The organism is Robertkochia marina, from assembly GCF_004799345.1.
In the GTDB taxonomy this organism is placed as follows: Bacteria; Bacteroidota; Bacteroidia; order Flavobacteriales; family Flavobacteriaceae; genus Robertkochia; species Robertkochia marina.
Genome location: NZ_SSMC01000001.1, coordinates 524118 through 545870, shown reverse-complemented (window position 1 = coordinate 545870; position 21753 = coordinate 524118). Strand labels below are relative to the sequence as shown.

Annotated in this window: 13 protein-coding genes; 3 read left to right on the top strand and 10 right to left on the bottom strand. The window is 44.6% G+C overall.

Going from position 1 to position 21753, the window contains the following annotated elements; translation table 11 throughout:
• Positions 1 to 276: 276 nt before the first annotated feature.
• Both E7Z59_RS02235 and katG read left to right on the top strand, forming a co-directional pair.
• Positions 277 to 3264 (top strand): AsmA family protein, encoded by a 2988-nt coding sequence (locus E7Z59_RS02235; RefSeq protein WP_136334660.1) that lies wholly within the window; start codon positions 277 to 279, stop codon positions 3262 to 3264.
• A 439-nt stretch (positions 3265 to 3703) separates the two neighbouring features.
• Positions 3704 to 5953, top strand: a complete 2250-nt coding sequence (gene katG, locus E7Z59_RS02230; protein ID WP_136334659.1) for a catalase/peroxidase HPI — start codon at positions 3704 to 3706, stop codon at positions 5951 to 5953.
• A gap of 59 nt (positions 5954 to 6012) precedes the next feature.
• On the opposite strand, the gene E7Z59_RS02225 is transcribed toward katG, so the two are convergent.
• The 10 genes from E7Z59_RS02225 to E7Z59_RS02180 all read right to left on the bottom strand — a co-directional run bounded on the left by E7Z59_RS02225 (position 6013) and on the right by E7Z59_RS02180 (position 19734).
• A complete protein-coding gene (locus tag E7Z59_RS02225; protein WP_168731220.1) occupies positions 6013 to 6768 on the bottom strand; it encodes a phosphodiester glycosidase family protein in 756 nt (251 codons plus the stop codon).
• 124 nt (positions 6769 to 6892) lie between these two features.
• The gene (locus E7Z59_RS02220) at positions 6893 to 7180 is read right to left on the bottom strand and encodes a hypothetical protein (protein WP_136334657.1); all 288 of its coding nucleotides are present in this window, start codon (positions 7178 to 7180) and stop codon (positions 6893 to 6895) included.
• A 63-nt stretch (positions 7181 to 7243) separates the two neighbouring features.
• Positions 7244 to 7606, bottom strand: a complete 363-nt coding sequence (locus E7Z59_RS02215) for a YegP family protein (RefSeq protein ID WP_136334656.1) — start codon at positions 7604 to 7606, stop codon at positions 7244 to 7246.
• Positions 7607 to 7845: 239 nt separating this feature from the next.
• Entirely contained in the window at positions 7846 to 10221 is a 2376-nt protein-coding gene (locus E7Z59_RS02210; protein WP_136334655.1) for a DUF2309 domain-containing protein, read from the bottom strand.
• Positions 10222 to 10223: 2 nt separating this feature from the next.
• Positions 10224 to 11696 (bottom strand): proton-conducting transporter transmembrane domain-containing protein, encoded by a 1473-nt coding sequence (locus E7Z59_RS02205; protein WP_143969381.1) that lies wholly within the window; start codon positions 11694 to 11696, stop codon positions 10224 to 10226.
• 80 nt (positions 11697 to 11776) lie between these two features.
• A complete protein-coding gene (locus tag E7Z59_RS02200; RefSeq protein ID WP_136334654.1) occupies positions 11777 to 12091 on the bottom strand; it encodes a hypothetical protein in 315 nt (104 codons plus the stop codon).
• Positions 12092 to 12231: 140 nt separating this feature from the next.
• Entirely contained in the window at positions 12232 to 13347 is a 1116-nt protein-coding gene (locus tag E7Z59_RS02195; protein WP_136334653.1) for a DUF2914 domain-containing protein, read from the bottom strand.
• 162 nt (positions 13348 to 13509) lie between these two features.
• Positions 13510 to 16764, bottom strand: coding sequence for a WD40/YVTN/BNR-like repeat-containing protein (locus E7Z59_RS02190; RefSeq protein WP_136334652.1), 3255 nt, complete (start codon positions 16762 to 16764; stop codon positions 13510 to 13512).
• 205 nt (positions 16765 to 16969) lie between these two features.
• The gene (locus tag E7Z59_RS02185) at positions 16970 to 17320 is read right to left on the bottom strand and encodes a hypothetical protein (protein ID WP_136334651.1); all 351 of its coding nucleotides are present in this window, start codon (positions 17318 to 17320) and stop codon (positions 16970 to 16972) included.
• The gene (locus tag E7Z59_RS02180) at positions 17320 to 19734 is read right to left on the bottom strand and encodes a penicillin acylase family protein (RefSeq protein ID WP_136334650.1); all 2415 of its coding nucleotides are present in this window, start codon (positions 19732 to 19734) and stop codon (positions 17320 to 17322) included. Before E7Z59_RS02180 ends, E7Z59_RS02185 begins: the two co-directional genes overlap by 1 nt.
• Before the next feature lie 279 nt (positions 19735 to 20013).
• Here E7Z59_RS02180 and E7Z59_RS02175 point away from each other — a divergent pair, with 279 nt between their 5' ends.
• A complete protein-coding gene (locus E7Z59_RS02175; RefSeq protein WP_136334649.1) occupies positions 20014 to 21723 on the top strand; it encodes a mechanosensitive ion channel family protein in 1710 nt (569 codons plus the stop codon).
• Positions 21724 to 21753 lie beyond the last annotated feature (30 nt).

Genomic DNA, 21753 nt, shown 5'->3' with positions numbered 1-21753 from the left:
AAATCAGAGGCTTAATCTTAAATAGCTGATAATAAAACTTTTAAGACATTTTTATGAGTATAAAAATGTATATTTGAGTAAAAGCGTCCTAAAGTCTGGGGAGCGGCTTTTGTGAGTCATCAGGAGCACCTCCATGCCATCCAACCACAATGCAATACAGCGTCATTCAGACCTGACGCCCCCTGTACCTGCAACAACTAACAGGATTCAATCCGGACTGTTATTGTCAATACCTTCATGTGCTCTTAAAAGATCTGTCTTTTTATCGAAACTTATATGGAGGAAAAAACGGAAAATAACAAGAATAAAAAATTGCCTAAGATCTTTACGGGCTGGGTTCGGGGGAGTGCTATTGGCTTACTCCTCATCGTGCTGTTCATGGTTGTCTTTCCCCGGGTTATTAAACGCACGATAGAAAACAAAGCTTTGAACGCTATCAATTCCTCCCTGGTACATCCTATTGAATTTTCTGATGCCAGCCTGACCTTTTTTCGACATTTTCCCGACATGACCTTGTCATTTCATGATCTGAAGATCAAAGGGAGTAATGAGAATTTTGAAGAGAATTTCGCAGAGATCGAAAGTTTTACTCTTAAGGTGAATTGGTTGGCTGCCTTACTTGCCGGGAACATTGAGATCAATGGGATCATTATTGAGAAACCCTTGGTGAACTTTTTGGTAGATGAAAATGGGATTCCCAATTATAATATAGTCAGGAAGAAAAAATCCTCGAAAACTGTAAAGAGAGACGTTGAAGATAATTTCGAGAAGGAAAACATGTCTCTGAAGGTGAAATTATTTGCCATTGATGATGGAGAGGTGTATGTGTCGGATTTTTACAGAGATATTGACATTCATCTGGCCGGGGTAAAATACAGGGGAAGGGGACAAAGTCAGGGGAATGAGTTGGTGATACAATCTCAGACCACCCTGAATGAGGTCGATCTGATGGTGAAAGGATTTGCTTATTTCAGTGATAATCAGTTGCGATCAGAGCATCTTACGATCTTTAAAGAGGATGAGGTAACCCTTTTACTGCAGAAGAATGAAGGTTATTTTAACGAGCTGAAATTCAATTTTCGGGGAGAATTAAATTTTTTAGCGAATGGTTTCGGGATCGATCTGGATCTGAACACCGATGCGCCTGATCTGGGAACTTTCTTTACCTCTTTACCAGCCCCTGTATCGAATTGGTATCGTGAGAAGGGCGTAGATGTTCAGGGAGAGGCCGCTTTTTCCATGCAAATAAAAGGAATGTCGATCAAGGAAGAAAACTTGCAGCCCGATCTCGAATGTCGTCTTCAATGGTCAAACGGATCTTTGACTCCTGCGAAAGTCAAGGAGCCTATAAAAGATATCTTGCTTGATCTTAAATTGAAGGTACCGAAATTCGATTTGCAAAAAGCACAGGTTATGCTGGATACCATTAATCTGCGCAGGCGCGATTACTATCTTCAGGGGCATGTTTTTTTAGAAAAAGATTCCCTCGAAACCTATGTTAAAGGCGATATCAACACACAAATGAACCTGGAAGAGCTCACGGAAGCCCTTGCTTTAGACAGTATATCTTTAAAAGGAGATTTCTATTCAAAAATTCATATGGAAGGCGTTTACGATACCCTCCAGGGGAAATACCCCAGGGTAAACGGGGAGCTGAGAATTCGTAACGGGGAGCTGCTCACCCAATATTATCCCAAACCTATTGAAGATATTGAGGTGATCATGGATTTTTATCATGACGGAGCAGACCCTAAAAGTGCCATGCTGAAACTATCTCCGGCCAAGTTTCGTTTTGAAGATGAAGATTTTACCGTGAATGCCAATTTCAATGATCTGACCGATCTGAAGTTTGAGGTGAATGGCAAGGGGGTTTTACATCCCGGCCGATTGTATAAGGTATTTGGTCGCGACAACCTGGAGTTGAACGGCATTGCAAAGATGGACATGAGGCTTAAGGGAAGTCAAAAGGCCATCGAGAGACGGGACTTTAAAAATTTTGAAAGCTCCGGATCCTTCGAACTGGAAAATATTCAATTGGAAAGCGCCTTTTTAGAGTATCCTATAACCTTACATCAGGGGACCTTTAGTTTTGATAAGGGCACCCTGCAGTTCAATCGTTTTGAAGGCACCTATGCCAGGACTAATTTTAACATGAATGGTGAACTGCGTTATTTTATCAGGCACTTTCTTTATAAAGATGAGAGGGTGTTGGGCCGTTTTGCCTTCGCAGCAGACCAGGTTCATATGGACGACCTTATTGTAAAGTCTGAGGATGTATTGGATGAAAGAAAAGGCAAATCAAAAATGCTGAGAGAAGCAAACCTGGGAGACAGTCTTCGGGTAGGAGTGTTGCAAATACCCGATTTTGTTGATGTGACCTTCGATTTTAAGACCGATCACCTTTATTGGGATGACCTTCATATTAGCCAACTCAGCGGTTTGATGGCATTGGCCGAAGGGGGCTTGTTTGCCAAGGATATCAAGATGAATATGGTGGGGGCCGAGATCCGCATGGATGGTGTTTACAAAGATTTTGGTGCAGACAGGGCCTTTTTTGAATACGATATCAGGGTTCAGGAATTTGATATTCAGCGGGCTTATCAGGAGATCGAACTATTTCAGAAAATGGCTCCGGGAGCTAAGAATGCCTCCGGAGTAGTAGGTCTGAATTATAGGTTAACAGGTATTCTGGATAAGGATATGAAGCTGATCTATCCTACCCTTGAAGGAGGAGGGGTTTTGTCATTGAATAATGTCAGGGTAAAGAATCACGATATACTATCAGAGATCTCTGAAAAAACAGGAAATAAAGAATGGAAAGACGCTGAGCTGCAGGAAATAGAGATACGCAGCAGAATAGCACACAATGTAATGGATGTGGAGCGATTTAAATTCAGGGTACGTCCGTTTCGGCTTCGGTTTGAAGGGCAAACCAGCCTTGATAACCAGGTGAATTTAAAAATGCGATTGGGATTACCACCTTTAGGTATCATTGGGATTCCTATAAAAATAACAGGATCGAAACCGGACTTAACGATTCGTCTCGGAAAAAAGACGAAAAAGCTTGACGAGACCTTCTACGATGAAGACGGTATAAAAGATATACGTCTTGCAAAATACGCAGCCTTCAGAGACTCTTTAACAGCAGGAATGTCAATTGGAGAGGTTCAACGGATGAAGGAAAAAATTAAGAATACTCCTGCGGAGGCTTTTCGTCCTCCCGGACATAATGTGCCAAAAACCATTCAAAAAGATATTCCTTAATAGCGGTAAGCAAGCCGCTTACAAGAAATGATTCCGCTAGCCGGGAGGAATTTCCTGTTATTGTTATCCAATACCATGTTAGTGTCTCCACGCTTCTCCTGTATCATTAGCCATGAGAGAAAGTTCCCGCTCTTTTAGCCGCAGTGACCATAATTGTTTTTATAATTCTTATACACGGCTAATCTATTCAAATATTGATGGTTATCATTTCTGAAAGGCAAAGAGAGTACCTATCTTTATAATGAATGAATATCCCTCGCTTTCATGGGTGTTCGTATCAAAAATTGCCCCCGAATGAATCTATCTATTAATTAATCTGATGAGCCAAGGGTTATAAATAGAGGTTGTTGATAGTTTAATTATCAATAACAATAAGCATGCGTTAATATTTTGGTTGAAAACAGGGAAATTTAACATAAAACTGAAAATAGACTCAAGGATGGATAGTAAATCACAATCACAAACCAATGGCAGCTCAACGAGCAGCTATAATGTAAACCAAAGCAAATGCCCATTTTTAGGAGGAGAACTAAAGAAAACGGCAGGCGGTGGTACTTCAAACAGAGACTGGTGGCCTAATCAGCTCAACCTGGATATTTTAAGGCAGCATTCAAAATTGACAGATCCGATGGATGAAGATTTTGATTATGCGGAAGCTTTTAAATCGCTTGACCTGGCAGCTGTGAAAAAGGATCTTGCTGATCTGATGACAGACTCACAAGACTGGTGGCCGGCTGATTATGGGCATTACGGTCCGTTTTTTATCAGAATGGCCTGGCACAGTGCCGGTACCTATCGTATTGCAGATGGCCGTGGTGGGGGAGGTTCCGGAACACAGCGTTTTGCTCCTTTAAACAGTTGGCCGGATAATGCCAACCTGGATAAGGCCCGACTATTACTTTGGCCAATTAAGCAGAAATACGGTAAAAAGATCTCATGGGCCGACCTGATGATTCTGGCAGGAAATGTGGCCCTGGAGACGATGGATTTTAAAACTTACGGTTTTGCCGGAGGTCGTGAAGATGTCTGGGAACCGGAAAAGGATATTTATTGGGGGTCTGAAGGAGAATGGCTTGGCGACAAGCGGTATACAGGCGACAGAGAACTGGAGAATCCATTGGCTGCCGTGCAAATGGGTCTTATCTATGTGAACCCTGAGGGTCCTAACGGAGAACCTGACCCTTTGAAAGCTGCCAAAGATATTCGTGAGACCTTTGGTCGTATGGCCATGAACGATTATGAAACAGTGGCCCTGATAGCAGGAGGACACACTTTTGGTAAAACACACGGGGCTGCCAATCCTGATGAATATGTTTCGGCCGAACCTGCGGGAGCAACGATTGAAGAGCAGAGCATGGGTTGGCGAAATTCCTATGGTACAGGTAACGCCGAATATACCATTACCAGCGGTTTGGAGGGTGCCTGGACGAAAACCCCAACCAAGTGGAGCAACAATTTCTTCGAAAACCTTTTTGGTTATGAATGGGAGTTGTACAAAAGTCCGGCAGGGGCCAACCAGTGGCGTCCAAAGGATGGCGCAGGGGCAGGATTGATTCCCGATGCACATGATCCGGAAAAGAAGCATGCACCATTCATGCTTACGACCGATCTCGCTCTGAGAATGGATCCCGATTACGAGCCCATTTCCAGACATTTCTACGAAAATCCGGATGAATTGGCAGATGCTTTCGCCAAAGCCTGGTATAAGTTAACCCATAGGGATATGGGACCCAAGTCGAGATACCTGGGGCCTGAAGTTCCTGAAGAAGACCTGATCTGGCAAGATCCTATTCCGGAAACAGATCATGCGCTGGTAAACGAGAAGGATATTGAATCTTTAAAGCAGCAAATTCTGGACTCGGGATTGACCATCAGTGAACTGGTTTCAACTGCCTGGGCTTCTGCGTCAACGTTCAGAGGATCGGATAAGCGCGGTGGTGCTAACGGAGCACGAATAAGACTGGCTCCTCAAAAGGACTGGGAAGTTAACAACCCGGAACAGCTTCAGAAGGTATTGAATGCTCTCGAAGGGGTTCAAAAGTCATTTAATGACAGTCAGAGCAATGGTAAAAAGATATCCATGGCCGACATGATCGTGCTTGGAGGTTGCGCCGCAATTGAGAAGGCAGCAGCCGATGCCGGTCACAAGATCACGGTGCCATTTACGCCCGGAAGAATGGATGCCACCCAGGAACAAACCGACGTAGAAGGTTTTGCACCTTTGGAGCCTCTTGCTGACGGGTTTAGAAATTACATCAAAGAACACTATATGGTTTCTTCTGAGGAAATGCTGATCGATCGGGCGCAGTTACTTACCCTGACCGCTCCTGAAATGACAGTGCTTCTGGGAGGAATGAGAGTGTTAAATATTAATCACGACGGGTCTTCTCACGGGGTGTTTACCAAACGTCCGGGAAAACTCACCAATGATTTCTTTGTGAATATCCTGGATCTGGGTACTACCTGGAAGGCGACTTCAGAAGAGGAGGAGATCTTTGAAGGGCGTGATCGTAAAACCGGAGAGATGAAATGGCTTGGAACCAGAGCTGACCTTATTTTTGGTTCTAATACCGAATTAAGAGCCCTGGTTGAAGTTTATGCCTGTGCTGATGCCCAGGAAAAATTCATCAAAGATTTTGTGAAGGCCTGGGATAAAGTGATGAATCTTGATCGGTTTGATTTGAAATAGATTTCAATACTTAACATAACTTCATGCAGATCAAAAGCCATCCTTCGGGGTGGCTTTTTTTAGTTTTCAGGGGCAGAAGAGGTCATTTTCCAAACGACCGCATTGACCACCTTTCGCTCGCCAGCTTCATCACTGGGGTGATTCAAGACTCCGAGTCCTTTTACCCAAATACTGGTAGATCCTCCTCCGTCAAGGTTTATGGCATCTCTGCACTTTTGTTCGATCAGGAAATCCTGTAATTCGGGCAGTGTCATTCCGGAAGCCCGGTTGCTTCTGCCATCAATGGCAATAACTAAAACAGCATCGTCTGTAATACAAAGACAACTACGCGGATGTCGTTTTAGGGTAAATGCCGGTCTGTCCGGCAGGGGCGTTCTTTTGGCATTTTTAAGAAGTAAAGGTCCGGCAGCAACGGCTTCCTTTTCTTGCAGGGAGTTGACATAGAAACTTTCCTGTGTTAAGGGTTCAAGGCGTAATTTTCCCTCATGGTCAATAATAACGATACCATTAAACAGTGATGGCCCTGATGAGGATACATTCCTGCGTTCTACCCGGTTATCCTGCTCATAATAGGTCACCATTTCATAGGTTTTCGTATTAAAAAAACTGCCGTTAACAGAGAGCACGGCATTTTCTTCTGAACCAAAGGCACTGGTGGTCATAGGATGGCCCTCTGATATAACAATATCAGCCTGAAGAGTCTCTTGACCATCCCCGGGGATCTTAACAAGGATGATATGTTGCGGCGGGGTTGAACTTATTATACTGTCTATGACAAGGGGGGTAGGAGATTGAGCCTGTAAAGCCGGTGACATTGTAAAAAGTATAGCAAGGAGCTGTATGGAAGGGGTGAATTTCAGGAGTGAAAAAACTGTGTATAAAAAGCCGGTAATATGCATTGTTTGTAAATGGAAACTAAGGCACATATATCAGGAGAAATTAATAAATAAGAAGAAAAGCGAGTATGCCGAATAGCATAATCCCTAACAGAAAAAGTATCCAGAACAATGTTCTTTTGTTTCCTTTTGTTTCCGTTTCAGAGAGTAATTTACCCTTCTTGCGTTGTTGTTCTTCCCAGGCCAGGCCCATAGGAAGCCCTAAGGCCGGACCTATACCGATGAGTCCGGGATTCTTGGTTCCTATGGCCAGAGCAATGCCCACAGGGATAAAGCATAACATGCCAAGGGCAACAAAGGTACCTTTTGGATATTGTTTGGTGTTTTTCATGTAATGAGGTTTTGCAGATATTCAAGATAGTGCTTAATCTGCAAACCCCGGGGGGTAATCATATCAGAAACTTTCTTCAGGTTCTGAAAAAATGTCCTGATTTTCTGAAAAATCAAGAATTTCAGCTTCACCCAGGTATTTTTGGATCTCTTCCAAGCCTTTTTCAAGCCTGAGAGGAGTAGAGAAGTACCTGCTGGTTGCAAGGACCAACCCATTCTTAGAGAGACGAAAAAAATGTTTGCCTGAGGGGGTTGATTTGCGTGTTAGTGTAAAATCTTCGAATTGCTGCTGTACAGCACGTATGATCAATTCGCAATCTGACTTTTGTTTACAGGCCATACTGCTGAAAATGGGGGTGCCTCTCCTGGATGTAAAGTCAAATTTATAATGCCCGTTATTGCGTGTGCTGATCACAAACATTGCCATATAGAAAGACGGTTTTACGGTTTAATAGTATTTGTGGACTTTATTTTGGGGGAGTGGTAAAACTAACATAAAGGAATTAAAATGCAAGATTGATTTTTTGAAGGTAATTTTTTAAGGGTAGTCACAAAAAAAGCCTTCTTCTCTTTGCTCATGAGAAGAAGGCTATTATAATCTTAGGCGCATACAGGGGGAGCTTTATACTTCCATGTTAACGCTTTTTATAGTGCCTGAAGCGAACTTTACTCGGCCATCATTGGCTCGGTAAGTTGTCTGTTAATTACAGGCACTTCCAGTCGAGGTTGCCATTTCAGATCGCCGATATACCTGAAGGTTTTATAATCTTTCTTAGGGTCGTTCACGATCAGGTGGATCCATTGATTGTCTAATAAGTTCTGAAGTTGAGGGTTGCGCTTCAGGATATCATTTACCCTGTCGCAGGGAGCCTCAATGATCACCGAAAGTCTGAGTGGCTGATGGTAACTTTCGTTGTCGGTGCTTTTGAGCGACTGTAATGGCAATCCTTTTTTCAGATCTCCCCCATTACCCTGAACAACTCCGAACATACCGGTTACATTGTGAGTGATCTTTGAACCACTTCCAAATTCTTCTGTATCAACGGAGGAAAAGTAGTAATGGTTATTGATCCATTGTGTAACCACCATCGGACCTTGCATGATACCTTCCAGGGCCTTGCCTTCTTCATCGTGTTGCCATTCGTAAGAGTGCAGGAAGCATCTTCCGTCCAGGTCGAGGTTTTTTGTACTCTTTCTTGGAGCGATTATAAAACCTGCATTTTTAGCCAGCCCCCATTCAGGTCGCGTCTCGGCCCAGCTTCCCGCTTTTGCCTGAGCAATGGCAACCCCGTTGTTTTCTACCTTGAGTCGGGCCGTTGCTGCATTGTGCTGTGCTACTGCCAGATCATGCTTTAACTGACGCAGCGCTTCACTATGGGTCTCAGGAATATTACTGTCAAAAAGCTCTATTTCATCGGTTGTTGTATTGTGCTCTGCTCCCAGAAACCAGGTAGACTCCGGTATAACAAGACCATGTTCATCCAGTAATTTCGCTCGAACCTCCTTCAGGTTGGCCAGGTTAGCCAACATCCGTGCGTTGTGACGCCCCGGACTTGCCGCACATGCCCCGCAATCAAGACTTGAGCCAAATGGGTTGTTAGATGTATGGCTACCGTGTCCGGTAAAAACCACCAGGGGAGCAAAGGTCTTCCAGCCCATCAGGTCAAAGGCCGACTTTACGATCTGGGTTTTTTCTTTCAGAGAGATGTTTAGTTGCATGGCATCCTCTTCCCGGTTATGGATATGCCCGATCTCAGGAGAACAAATTTGTTCGTATTGACTTTGCTCTTTCCTTGTTCTACGATAAAAACTTCCGGGTAAGCATGTTCTCGCCAGAAGTCGGAATCCGTAAACCAGGCCGCTTCCTTCCACAAAACCAAAGGTGGAAGGCAGCATATTTTTCATTCTTTTTAAAAAGTACCTGAAGAAGGTTTTTAATGCCGTTTTCTCAATATACTGCTGGTAGTTAACTGCCTTGTCTTCCTTTGGTCTTTCCTGAACCTGGTATGCGGAAGGAACAATAGGGGGGCATGACTTTCTGGAATGTCCGTCTGTTGGGTTCACGTAGTCCATGGCGATCCCAAAGAACCCGGCATAACCAAAGGTTTCGTAATTCCCAACGGCTTCAACATGTCGTCTGATGGGTTCTGATCGGGTGTCGATGCAGAATACCATTTGAGCATCAGGCGTGCCGGGCTCAGGTTGGGCACTGTTTTTTCTGCTCTCCCGGAAAGACTTTAAGGTACGTTGCTGCCACGACCTTTCCCAGGCATTCAGGAAAATGTATTGCAATGCAATGACTTCCTCGTTGGTGGCCCGTTTTTTTGTTTCAGGTAATAAAGGGGTGTTGATCATCTTTGCGATCCAAAGACGCACCGCAAGATATTCAACGAGGTCTATGTGGTATTGTTGCTGCCATTCTCCCGGGTTTTCACTCCGGTGCTTAATATATCCTGTCCATCCGGGAAGGGCCGTCAGGTGCAGCGTGATAATTTCTTTGCGGTCTGATGTTGAATAGGGTTTTAATACCTCTTCGATCGCTTCCCCTGCACTGGCGGGCATGGTGCAGTGCCGTCCTTTAGAGAGTTCGGTGTCGTATTTGGCGATCTTTTTCCATGAGGTGTAGAATCCCTCCTCTTTGTTCGGCATTCCCCATTCCCCTAATCCTTCGTCCATAAAAGCACCAACCCATTTGGCTGTCAGCCTGTCCAACTCGTGAGAGGGATTTTCAGCAGCTGTCGGCTCATCCTGTTTGAGTGCCTCAAGATAGTTTACAGCAGGTTCATTATAGCCTTGTTCTTTGAGTAGCTCATCCAGGACCTTCGGATCAATGTCGCCTTGTTGGAAGGCCTGAGCAAATTGTTCAGCCTCCGGGAAAACCCTGGCTCCTAAAAGTTGTTTGGCTTTTTCTCCGGCTTTAAGGAAGTGCTGATTTTCATATCCTGAAAGCGGATTGGAGGTAACAAAATTGTAAAGCGGCCACGTGGTTCCAACCAGCTCTGAGGCCTCCTGGATCAGTGTATGAATATTTTGATTGCTCATTGCTACTGTTTTTTAAATTTTAAAACCGTTTGACGAAAGGGTTGAGTGGTGTTTAAGAGCTGTACGTAAAGCCAGGGGTATTTTCTGTATATCCCAAGTTTCATGATAAAGAACCCAATCAGGAACAGGATACCGAAAAATACCTGAACAGGGGTGAGCTGCTGTGGGGCCATAGCCATTGGGGTTTCGGCCATAAAGGCTCCAACGCCGTTGTAGGCCAAAGCGTAAAGAATAATACCTGCCATATACATCAGGACCGGTACCGTTATGCGGTACAGGGTGGGCAGGGTGTATTGTTTTATGAAGTTATACGTTACCTGACCTACCGCAATAGCAACGATCAGGGTTAAAAAGATTCCGCTGTCTACCTGCAGCCCTTTTCCGGTAAGCTGGGCAAATAGCCAGGCACCTGCAAGGCCGTTTACCAGAACAAAAAGGGTTTGACCCGGGGTGATCCTGATCTGTGGGGGGAGTTTCGGGTGCGTTTGCTGTACACCCTCTCCTGAAGAAAGGAAGAGGTATGCTTTATAGAAGCCGTGAAGAATAAGGTGTGCTACGGCCGCATTGTAGAATCCAAGACCGCACTGCATGATCATAAAGCCCATTTGTGCTATGGTAGAACAGGCAAGGCGTTGTTTAACACTTATTTGAAGAAGCTTGGCAAACTGGGCAACCACGGCACAAAGCCCTCCTATGATAAACAGCAGGGTAGAGGTATCTGATAAAACGATTAGCGGAGCAGTAAGGGTAAGCAAAAGTCCGGCGCCATTCACAAAACCGGCGTGCATTAAAGCAGAGGAAGGCGTTGGTGCCGTCATGCTTGATAGTAACCATCGGTGAAATGGATAGATGGCCGATTGTATCATTCCGGCTGTAATAACCAACAGGGCCGAAATGAATAAATAAGAGGCAGGCAGACCAGGCAGGGCTTCCAGGAGACTGCTAAGGTGATAGGTTTCAAGAGTTACTGCCGGAATTGCGAGGCCTGCGGCAAGACAAAATGAACTGGCAAAAAAGTGTCGGGCAGCAATATTGCCCGAATTCCTCGCCTCGCCCCAATGGCGGTTAATACCGATCAATTTTGACATAAAGAACCCCATTCCGGTCCAGCTCATCACTAAAACTGCTAAATGTTCTGCCGCCATTAAAAGCATAACAGAAATAGTAAAGGCGAGGGTGAGCAGCATAAATTTGCCTTCAAATTTGAACCCGGCCAGGTAACGTTTCCCATAGGTGCTTATTAAAGCACTGAACAAACTCACGGTTGTCCACATGAGTAATGTGAATCCGTTAACACGTAATATCCCGTCTAAATACCATGAACTTGAAGCTGTAAGGTATACACCGGAAAGTACCAGTGTGACAGCTAATTGTATCCAAAATAAAAGTGGGATCAGGGTAGAAAGCAGTGGAGCTTTCTCAGAATTTTGCGCAGGTGTTTTAGATCTCCGGGTAGTATTGGAAATTTCAGTCATATCCTTTTTATAATAAATGCTGTGATAAATATCCTCCTGAGGAGAAACGATAACCTTTATAGGTTCAAAGGGGTTTCCGATTAAGAGTTGTCGGATACAGTTACGTCCAGCACCCCGTTAATGGTGATGGTCTTGTTGGAGTTCAGGAATTTGCTGAGAAATTCTTTGGTCTTTACTTTTTCTTGCTTTAACTCACTAATGCGACGGTCAAGATCTTCTGTACCGCAGTCGTGATCAAGTTCCCAACGCTGGAATTTGCGAACCTCGTGAAAGTTTACCTTCTGGTCGATAAGAGCACTGATGATGTCGATGGCTTCAGCAGGCGTGAATTGCCCTTTGATGAGATCTACGTTAGCCAGGGAGATCTCTGTAGCAGTCATTTCTTTGATTTCCATTTCGAAAGATTTTTGTTTTTTTAACTGCTGCAAAGATTGTAATTTCAATCCATAAATAATTATTTAATATTATTATCAAAAGCATAAATAAATATTTATGGAATATTGAGCAAGGGCATAAAACATTCAAGATCAGTCATTTAAAAACTTCTGGTTATAAGTCGCCCGGGTCTCAGCTCCCCCTCATTAATGATCTCAAAGTCGATCACTCCCAGAATGAACTCATCTTCGGTGATCACTTTGACCCGCCATTTTCCTTCCCAGACATTCGATTTATAAGTATACCCTCTGTAACCGCGGTCCCTACCGCCGGTAATGCTGTATCCTATATTGTCAACGATCTCCCATTCCATTTTCTCAGGGCTATAAAACTGCCATTGATGAATTATCGACTTTTTCAGATCAGTAGGGGCGAAGACCGCCGAGAATATATATACGGGATCACCGGGTTGGTGAATGTACTTTATGCGGTGGTCTCTCCAGAAAATTAAAGGATGGTCTTTTTCATATGTGACATGATACCGATTGTCAATGACCTCTACGCGGTGTGCTACCATCCCGTTCTGCAGGGCCAGGGGTACCGGTGGAATTAGGTTGAAATAGTAAAAGGCATTCATGGCAATATAGATCAGGACGATCAAAAACGATATTTTTCTAAGCGAGATCTCTTTCTGTGTAGACGGGCTTATTCCGTAGATAGCACTTATAAAGATCAGGGTTGAGGATAGACTTAGAATACCTGAAATAATAAAAATGGCCGTATTCATTTCTGAGAGTAATACGGGGAGCATAACAGCCAGGAAGGTAAATTGTACAAAGAAATAAATGCTGAACTGCAGGTATTTATTGGATATCCTGCTCTTTAAAAATTCATTGGCCAGGAAGAGCACCAGAAGGATCACAAAAAAGGAGGCGGTTTTTGACAGGGAGACACTCCTCGAGAAATAGATCACAAAGGCACTTGACAGGCCTCCGAAGAAAAATTGAATAATAAGTGGAAAATAGGGTTCTGCCCGCTCAAGAAAATGATCTTTCCACCTGCCGTCATCAGCCAGATTGTATGCATAAAGGGTGGCCGTAAGAAGCAACATGTAGAGCCAGAGCATGGTCATGTCATACAGTCGGTCTATTCGTCCGAGAGTCAGTGAGTCAAAGATGAATCCCCCTATGAAGAACAGGATCGGCATGTATTTTTCATATCGTTTAAACAAACGATATAACGTGCCCTGTTTCATTCTGTTAGCGAATTCCTCCATAGGATTAAAGTTACGCTATTAGCAGATGAAACATAAATAGATTCAGTGCTTCTTGTAAAATAGGTAGGCAAGAAAATTTCTCATTAGATATTCCCTGTTGGCAGGTGAAATAAAAAAGCCGGCCATTTGGGCCGGCTTTTTTATTTATAAAGCTTAAGGTTTTCAATTTTTAAGTACGGCAGGGGCGTCAGACGCATTCAGGACCCCTTCAATGGCCGGTAATTTCTGAGTTGCAAGATCTTCAATATCATCCTGCAGGCTTTTGAATGCTGCTTCGGCATGTTCAAGGTTCTGGTTGTGTAATGGTGTAGGCCCATAGGTAGTTCTAAGACCAGCCCGTGCCATTCGCATATAGGTCGAGTAATTAGGATCGTTCTTTTCGCCAACTTTATCCTTTGTCGGGCTTCCGTTCATGCTTAGATCGATCTTACGAACCATAGCATCTGCCTCCTTAAATTCAGCTGAGAGTGTGCCGGGTTCGAGGTTTGATTTTGATGCAGCATCCTTATATGCTGTCAGCAGTTTTTTTGAGGTCAGGAACTTATGGTTCGCTTGGGTATACGCTGCCTGGAGTGAACTAACTCTTTCCCGGTATGCATTGTAAGTGTCATAATCTACACCTTTCAGAACGCCCTCACGTATTGGTTTTACCTCAAACTGAACCGGACCGTCAAGAAGGTTTGCTTCGCCATTGTTATCCAGATAAAGGCTGGCTGAATAAGTACCGGGAGTAACCATAGCCCCACCTGACCACCTTCTGGATTCTCCTTGTTGGTCGGGATTTATAGGCGACGTATTACTGTGAGTAAGATTCCAGGCAATTCGATGACTTCCCTTGGAGGCTTTCTCTGAAAGTCTTTTTATAATATTGCCATCAGCATCTTTTATGACGATGACTACCCTGGGTCCCTTTTCGATCTTTTCCTGATCCAGGGCCTCCCATCCGGGGAAAGGCACGTCTTTATTCTCCTTGTTCAGTTCTTTTTCTGTTTTACTACGTTGACTCTTAGCTGAGGGATACTCCTTGGATAAATGATAGGTAAATACTGCGCCAAATTCCGGGTTAGGAGCAAAATAGTAGTCGGCTCCTGTATTTCCAACATTACTTCTGGGGATATACCACTTTGCCGTGCGTGGTGCGAACAGCGCTCCTTCTTTTTGAAGAGCCTCCTCAGTCATGGCCCGCAAAGGGCTATAGTCATCGAGGATAAAGAATCCTCTTCCAAACGATGCTGCTACAAGGTCGTTCTCTCGCTTTTGGATGGTAAGATCTCTGAATGACATATTTGGGGTGCCCCCGAGTTTTTGCCAGTGAGACCCTCCGTCTAAGGAAGTATAGAGTCCGAATTCGGTGGCTGCAAATAACAGGTCCTTTTTAACATGATCCTGAACCATTCTCCACACCAGGGTGCGCTCGGGCAGATCTGAAGCTATAGATTTCCAGGTTCTTCCCTTGTCGGTGCTTTTAAAGAGATACGGATTAAAATCTCCTTCCTTGTGATTGTCGAGCGCCACATATACTGTGTTCTCATCAAAAAGGTCAGCCTTGATGTCATTGACAAAACTGCGTTCAGGCAGGCCTAATTTTGTGACCGGAATGCTGGTCCAGTTTTCTCCGCCATCTTCGGTGACCTGTATAAACCCATCGTCTGTGCCGGCATATATCAGGCCTTCCTTAACGGGCGACTCACTCAGAGAGGTGATCGTATTGTAATTAGACATAGCCCGAACGTCCCATGGATTTTCAAATGATTGATTTCGTCCCATAATAGGCAGGGTAAAGCGATCTTCATTCCTGGTAAGGTCTCCTGATATCGGAGTCCAGTCGTCACCACGGCTTTCTGATTTCCATACTCTGTAGGATGCAAAATACAAACGCTCAGGATTGTGGGGGCTCACCAGAATGGGAGCATCCCAGTTATAACGTTCATGTGGATCACCCGGACTAGGTTGTGGTTGGATCGGAACTTGTTCACCGGTAGTCAGATCTACCCGGTGTAGTCCACCCTGCTGGGTTTCTGCATAAATAATATTATCATAAACAGGATCGGTAGCCGATTGATGACCATCGGCTCCAAGCGTTTTAAACCAATGCTTGTTGGAAATTCCTTCACGTTCATCAGTAGCAGAAGGGCCTCCCGCAGAACCGTTATCCTGCGTTCCTCCGAAAATCTGGTAAAAAGGCTCGGCATTGTTAACTGCAACCTTGTAAAATTGAGTCAGAGGTAAGTTTTTGATATAGCGCCAGTTTTCAGCCAGGTCAAAGGTCTCATAGATTCCGGCATCAGTTCCGAGCATAATGTAATCAGGATCATCTTTTTTGAAAACAATGGCATGATTGTCTGAATGCTTTTCTTCTTCTTTAAGCTGAGTAAAAGTTTTACCTCCGTCTTCAGAGGTCAATACTCTTACGTTCATAAGGTAAAGGCGGTCAAATTTATGCGGACTCGCATATAATTCCTGGTAGTAGTGGGGTCCGGTTCCTCCCGAAACCGTATTAGACATTTTTTTCCAGGAAGCCCCATTGTCTTCTGAACGATAGACCCCTCCTTCAGTAAGATCCAGTTCGATGGCTGCGTAAAGTACATCAGGCTGTTGCGGAGACTGGGCAATTCCGATCTTCCCGAGATTTGAATTTGGCAATCCATTGGTCAGTCGGGTCCAGGTTTCTCCACCATCTGTTGATCTGTGGATGCCTGATCCGGGGCCACCTCCCATGTAGGCGGCTACTGTACGGTGACGATCCCAGGTGGCTGCATACAATGTTTGCGGGTCTCTGGGGTCTAATATAAGGTCAGTGGCTCCTGTCCATTCGTTGTCTCCCAGAACTTGTGTCCAGGTTGCTCCACCATCGGTGGTCTTGTAAACACCTCTTTCGCCTCCCTTATTCCATAACGGACCCTGAGCTGCTACCCATACTACATCTGAATTGTCAGGGTGTACGATGATCTCAGAAATATGCTGAGAGTTCTTCAGGCCCATATTTTTCCAGGTATTACCTCCGTCATCAGAGCGGTAAATACCATCGCCATAGGCTACATGACGCCCCCCGACATTTTCTCCGGTACCTGCCCAGATCGTATTGGGGTTTGATGGGTCAAGAGCGATGCATCCCAGTGAATAGGATTTTTGACCGTCAAAAAGCGGGGTCCAGGTGGTTCCGGCATTTTCTGTCTTCCATAAACCACTCGAGCCCGTTGCTACATACCATACGTTGTCGTTGTCAGGATGAAAGACAATATCGGAGATACGGCCGGATAGAAAAGCCGGTCCGACATTACGCATTTTAAAGGCATCCAGCGAAACTGTCTTTTCTGTGGTTGATGGAGAGTTAGATCTTTTTTTTCGTTGTGCGGTTAGGTCCGGACTTGTTAACAGGAAACAAACGCCAAGTCCGAATAAGAATAATCGTTTCATATTGAGCAGTAGTTAGTTGCCTAAATGTAAGATTATTCCCTTAGTTAAAGAAATTATATCCCCTCAAAAAATGGGATGTAAACCAGCTGAGTTGATCGTGGAAGGATAGTAATGCAGTGCAGGAAATTGATGCGGTGATTAAAAAAGAAAACCCCGGAACATCTGCTGTTACGGGGTAAGTTATTCAATTGGATTGTAAAGGTATTCAGGATTTAGATCTAGCTCTTAACTGGCTGCCCAGCATACCGGAACTCCCTGCGGCAAGCCCCCCGATAAAGGCGGTCACTGCAATGAGCAAGGAAGTATTGCCTTCCAGAGGAAGCAGGGTGGCAATTTTTTCAGCCATGGTAAAGTCGTTGGCACTGCTGAGCGAATACGCCTGGTACGCCCATAGTAGAAACACCCCCATAAAGGGTATGATAAATGATTTCAGGCCTTGAAGCGGCACTAACACGGCAACGAGTAAGGCGGCTGCCATAACCCCCCACCATGGGGTGAACAAGGTGATGATCCAGGCCAGTGCGGCCGTTAATATAAGGTTGAACAGGGTTTTCATTATTCTTCGTTCTTTAAAACTTGGGTTGATACTTTGCTTGTTAATTCTTCTCCATAGGGAACAAATTCCAGTTCGAGATACTCTCCAGCTGCCCATCGGTCTATGAAGTCGTCGTAGTGCTTGCTTCCCGGATTACCTGATTGTCCGCCGGGATAGATACCCATGGCTTTCGGAGGGTCACTCAACTCTACGATCATTCTCCAGGAGGGGCCATGGTCTTCTGAGGTAGCATTGACGATCCCTGAATTCCCGCCGATAGGAAGGTTGAATCTCGAAAAGGCAGGAAGGTCCTGTAATAAGTGGCCCACATAGGTAGCCTTATAAGGCCCCCAATGGTACTCCCCATGCTCTTTGCTCCATTCCTGTATTTGCGCTGCAGCCTTTTTGAAGGAGGCCAGGAAGAGGTCATTGGCATCCTCCTTTTCGGGAGTAGCCTCTATATCAATAAACGGATCATCAGGATGTTCGGTCAGCATTCTAACGGTCTGGAAATTGAAGGGTCTGTCTAATGCCAGATCCTTATTGCTGAATTCATCCCAAAGCATGGGTTTCAGGGTATCAAACCAGGTTTCGAAAACAGAAGGACCGGCATCATCAATGTCATTGTAAAAGTCCCAATTCTTTACGTTTTCAAAAATGGCCATTTCTTCCGGGGTCAGGGTCGAAGTATCCATTGAATCTAACATTACCGGCAGTAGCTCTGCGGCCATGAGGTTATAATTATTGTTGTGCAGCGCCTGGAAGTCTTCGATGCTTACTTTTTCCTTATTTCGGAAGAATTCATTGATCACCCGGCTGCGGTAGGTGTCATAACCGTCGTTAAAGACATAATACGGATAGTTTTCGTCTACCGGGTGTTGGTTGGCAGAACTTACAAACCCGCGTTCCGGATTCTTGATATGGGCATTGTGTTCCTGTGGGATGAATCCCTGCCATTCATGTTCGGGGTTACTTCCGTCCATCACGAACTTTCCTTGTCCTTCCCACTTGTTCGGGAATTTTCCCTGGATCCACAGGGCAATATCACCCTGGTCAGAGGCAAAAACGAAGTTTTGAGCAGGTGCCAGGAAATGGGTTAAAGCTGCTTTATACTCTTCGTAATCTTTGGCCGCATTTAATTCCAGCAGGGTACGTTGGTTATTTCCTCCAAGGTGACCTGTCCATTTCATAGCATAACCCTCCCCTCCGCGTTTACTTATAAAGGTCTCGTCGTAAGTTACCGGTCCGTGGTGGGTATAGTATACCGAATCGAGATAGGTTTCCCCATCTCTTACCCTGATCTCCTCTACTTTCAGGGTTGTTGGTTTCCAGGTATTGTCATAAAGATATTCTTGTTTGGAATCATCTTTAAAGGTGATCTTGTACCAGTCTTTCACATCCCTGGTGGCATTTGTTACTCCCCATGCAATGTTATCATTAAACCCGATCACGATACCTAGTGCCCCGGGCAGGGTAGCCCCAAAAGTATTTTGTTCAGGAGTTGCCAGTTGCATTACATACCATATTGACGGGAGATTCAAGCCCAGGTGAGGGTCGTTGGCGAGAATGGGGTTTCCTGAATAGGATTTTTCAGGTCCGACAGCCCAGTTGTTACTTCCGTTATCTGGGTGCGGTTTTTCCATGGTCTCAGCCAACTGATCCAAAGCCAGTGAATCTGCGGGTGTATCAGGTATACTCACCTGCCATTCGCTCCAGTCGCGCTCTTTCGGGATCACCGGGTCGATCTTGTCAAAATAATCTGGGAAAAGAAAATTAAAACGTTCTTTCCCAAAAAGAGAGAGGGCATTGGTGTATTCAAAATCTGAATCGCCCCCGGCAAGCATATCGGTCATATACATGAGCAATAGCGCTGTTTTCTTTATGGTCCATGGTTCAGGGGCGTAGTCAAGCATTTTGTATTCTACCGGAAGATCAGCCTGATTAAGTTCTGAGATATAGGCATTGATACCTTCACTGTAAGCTTGCAGGTATTCCATGATCTCCGTATCCTCAGCCATAGTTTCCAGGGCTTTTTCAGCCCCAAATACCATCCCTTTTCTTCGCTGCCCGCGATCGTAATTTAATGCTGCTTCCCCAAAAATTTCAGAAAGTCTTCCCGCTGAGGCCATGGTTTGAAATTCCATTTGCCATAGACGGTGTTGTGCGGTAATGTATCCCTGTGCCCGATAAAGGTCATTTTTGTTTTCTGCAAAGACGTGAGGGATGAGGTTTTCGTCATACTGAACAGTTACAGGGGCAGAAAGTCCGGGTAGCCACAAGGTTGCTTCGGCTGTCTCAGAAGACTCATTTTGCCAGACCCCCTGGGAGGGAGCCAGGAATTTGCCCAGTGGGGGTATACTGCCAAACTTGGTGTTCAGGCCGTAAAAGATACCCGCATTCAGGGCAATAAGTACAAGAAGTTTAAAGAATTTCATGGGTTTTTGGAATTTTAAGAATATTCGTGAGGATCTATGAAGAAACCTGGAGAATTCGGGGGCAAAAGATAATAATTATGTCTCTTTTTGCGGAAGGTTTTTAAGGGATTTTCGCTTCCGAATTATGCGTTTGTCGCCTTGATTTGATATTTCGAAGGAGTTAGATCTATAATATTCTAATTATCAGTAAATTGAAGGTTTAAATCTGATTCCTTTTCTTACCGCTACTGAGTGATCCCCTCCATTGCTTTGGTGTTTTTAAGAAAACCCACTACGGTAATGATAAGATCTCTTTATACCATTTCGTTATTTACCATCTTGTTGGTGGCCATATTATTTCAGGTACACCCCATAGCGGCTCAACAAACACAGGATAGCGCCGGGGCTACCCAAAATATTCAGCCTGCAGCACAGCAGAGGCAAGGTGAGAACAGGGAAGCGGCAGATACCACCGTGCTCAGTGAGTCTTCAGATATTGTGGTTAAGGATGCTGCGGAATCGTTTGTGATTTTTGAGGATGATACCTTGTATTCCATTAAGGCCAACCTGGGGCCTTTTACGGCTTCTGAGCGGGCTTCAGGGCTGTCAAAGCGCATTGCCGACATGCTGGAGACCGGACCCATCGATTTTGAAAAATTTTCCATGTATTGTGAAGACCTGTTTTGCAGCATTCGCTATGATGAAAATACCATTACCACCATTACCAAAGTTGAGGCGGAAAGACAGGGAATGACCCTCAAAGAGCTGTCTCAAAGGAATTATGATATCATAGTAACCTACCTTGAAGCTCAGAAAGACAGGAGTTGGACCGCGGTATTACACCGAATATTTATTTTTCTGGCGGCACTCATCCTGTTTTTAATAGGATTTAGGTATTTGAATCGTGGATTGAGATGGATCGTTTCCTTAGTTTTTAAGAGAGTGAAAGGCAGGGCTGAGGCTATTAAATTCAACAATTATGAGTTTCTGTCAAGAGCCAGGGCCGAACGGTTGATCCTGTTTGGACTGGGCATTATTAAGAATGCGGTTTTACTAACGCTGATCTATTTTTACTCCCTTTTGTTATTCACCATTTTTCCAAAGACAGAGCCTATCGCCTTAAAACTTTTCAATTATGTATTGCATCCGGTTGAGCGATTTGCCATGGCTGTATTGGGATATATCCCTGAATTGATCATTATTGCGATCATTATTTTAGCAGCCAGATACCTGAAGCGATTTCTGAAATTTCTGGCAGAAGAGGTTGAACGGGAGGCATTGGTAGTGCCCGGGTTTTATCCGGATTGGGCTATGCCTACATATCGTTTGACCAGCATTTTTATCTACTTGTTCACCTTTGTTGCCATTTTCCCTTACCTTCCGGGAAGTGATTCGCCTGCTTTTCAAGGGGTTGGTGTATTTCTTGGTCTCCTCCTGTCTTTGGGTTCCACCACAGCCATAAGTAATATCATTGCCGGGTTGGTGATTATCTATATGAGAGCTTTTAAAAAGGGAGATCGTGTACAGATCGGCGATGTTAAGGGAGATGTGGTTGAAAAAACCATGCTGGTTACCCGTATACGAACTCCTAAAAATGAAGAAATAGCCATTCCTAATGCTGCGATCCTGAACGGCAGTACTATTAATTATTCTATGGGTGCTCAGGGAGACGGGCTCATTGTACATACCACGATCACTATTGGTTATGATGTGCCATGGAGGCAGGTACATGAGTTGATGGTTCAGGCCGCTTTGAATACAGAATTCATTTTAAAAACGCCTAAGCCCTTTGTACTGCAAACCAGCCTGGATGATTTTTTTATCAGCTACCAGATCAATGGGTATACCAAAGAAGCGAGTAAACAGGCACGTATCTATTCTAACCTGCACGCCAATATCCAGGATGCGTTTAATGAGGCCGGGGTTGAAATTCTATCGCCCCATTACAGGGCTGAGCGCGATGGAAATGAAGTTACCATTCCAAAAAACTGGAAACCGGGAAAAACCTGATACTTTTTAAAGAGAATTTTTATAGAATAT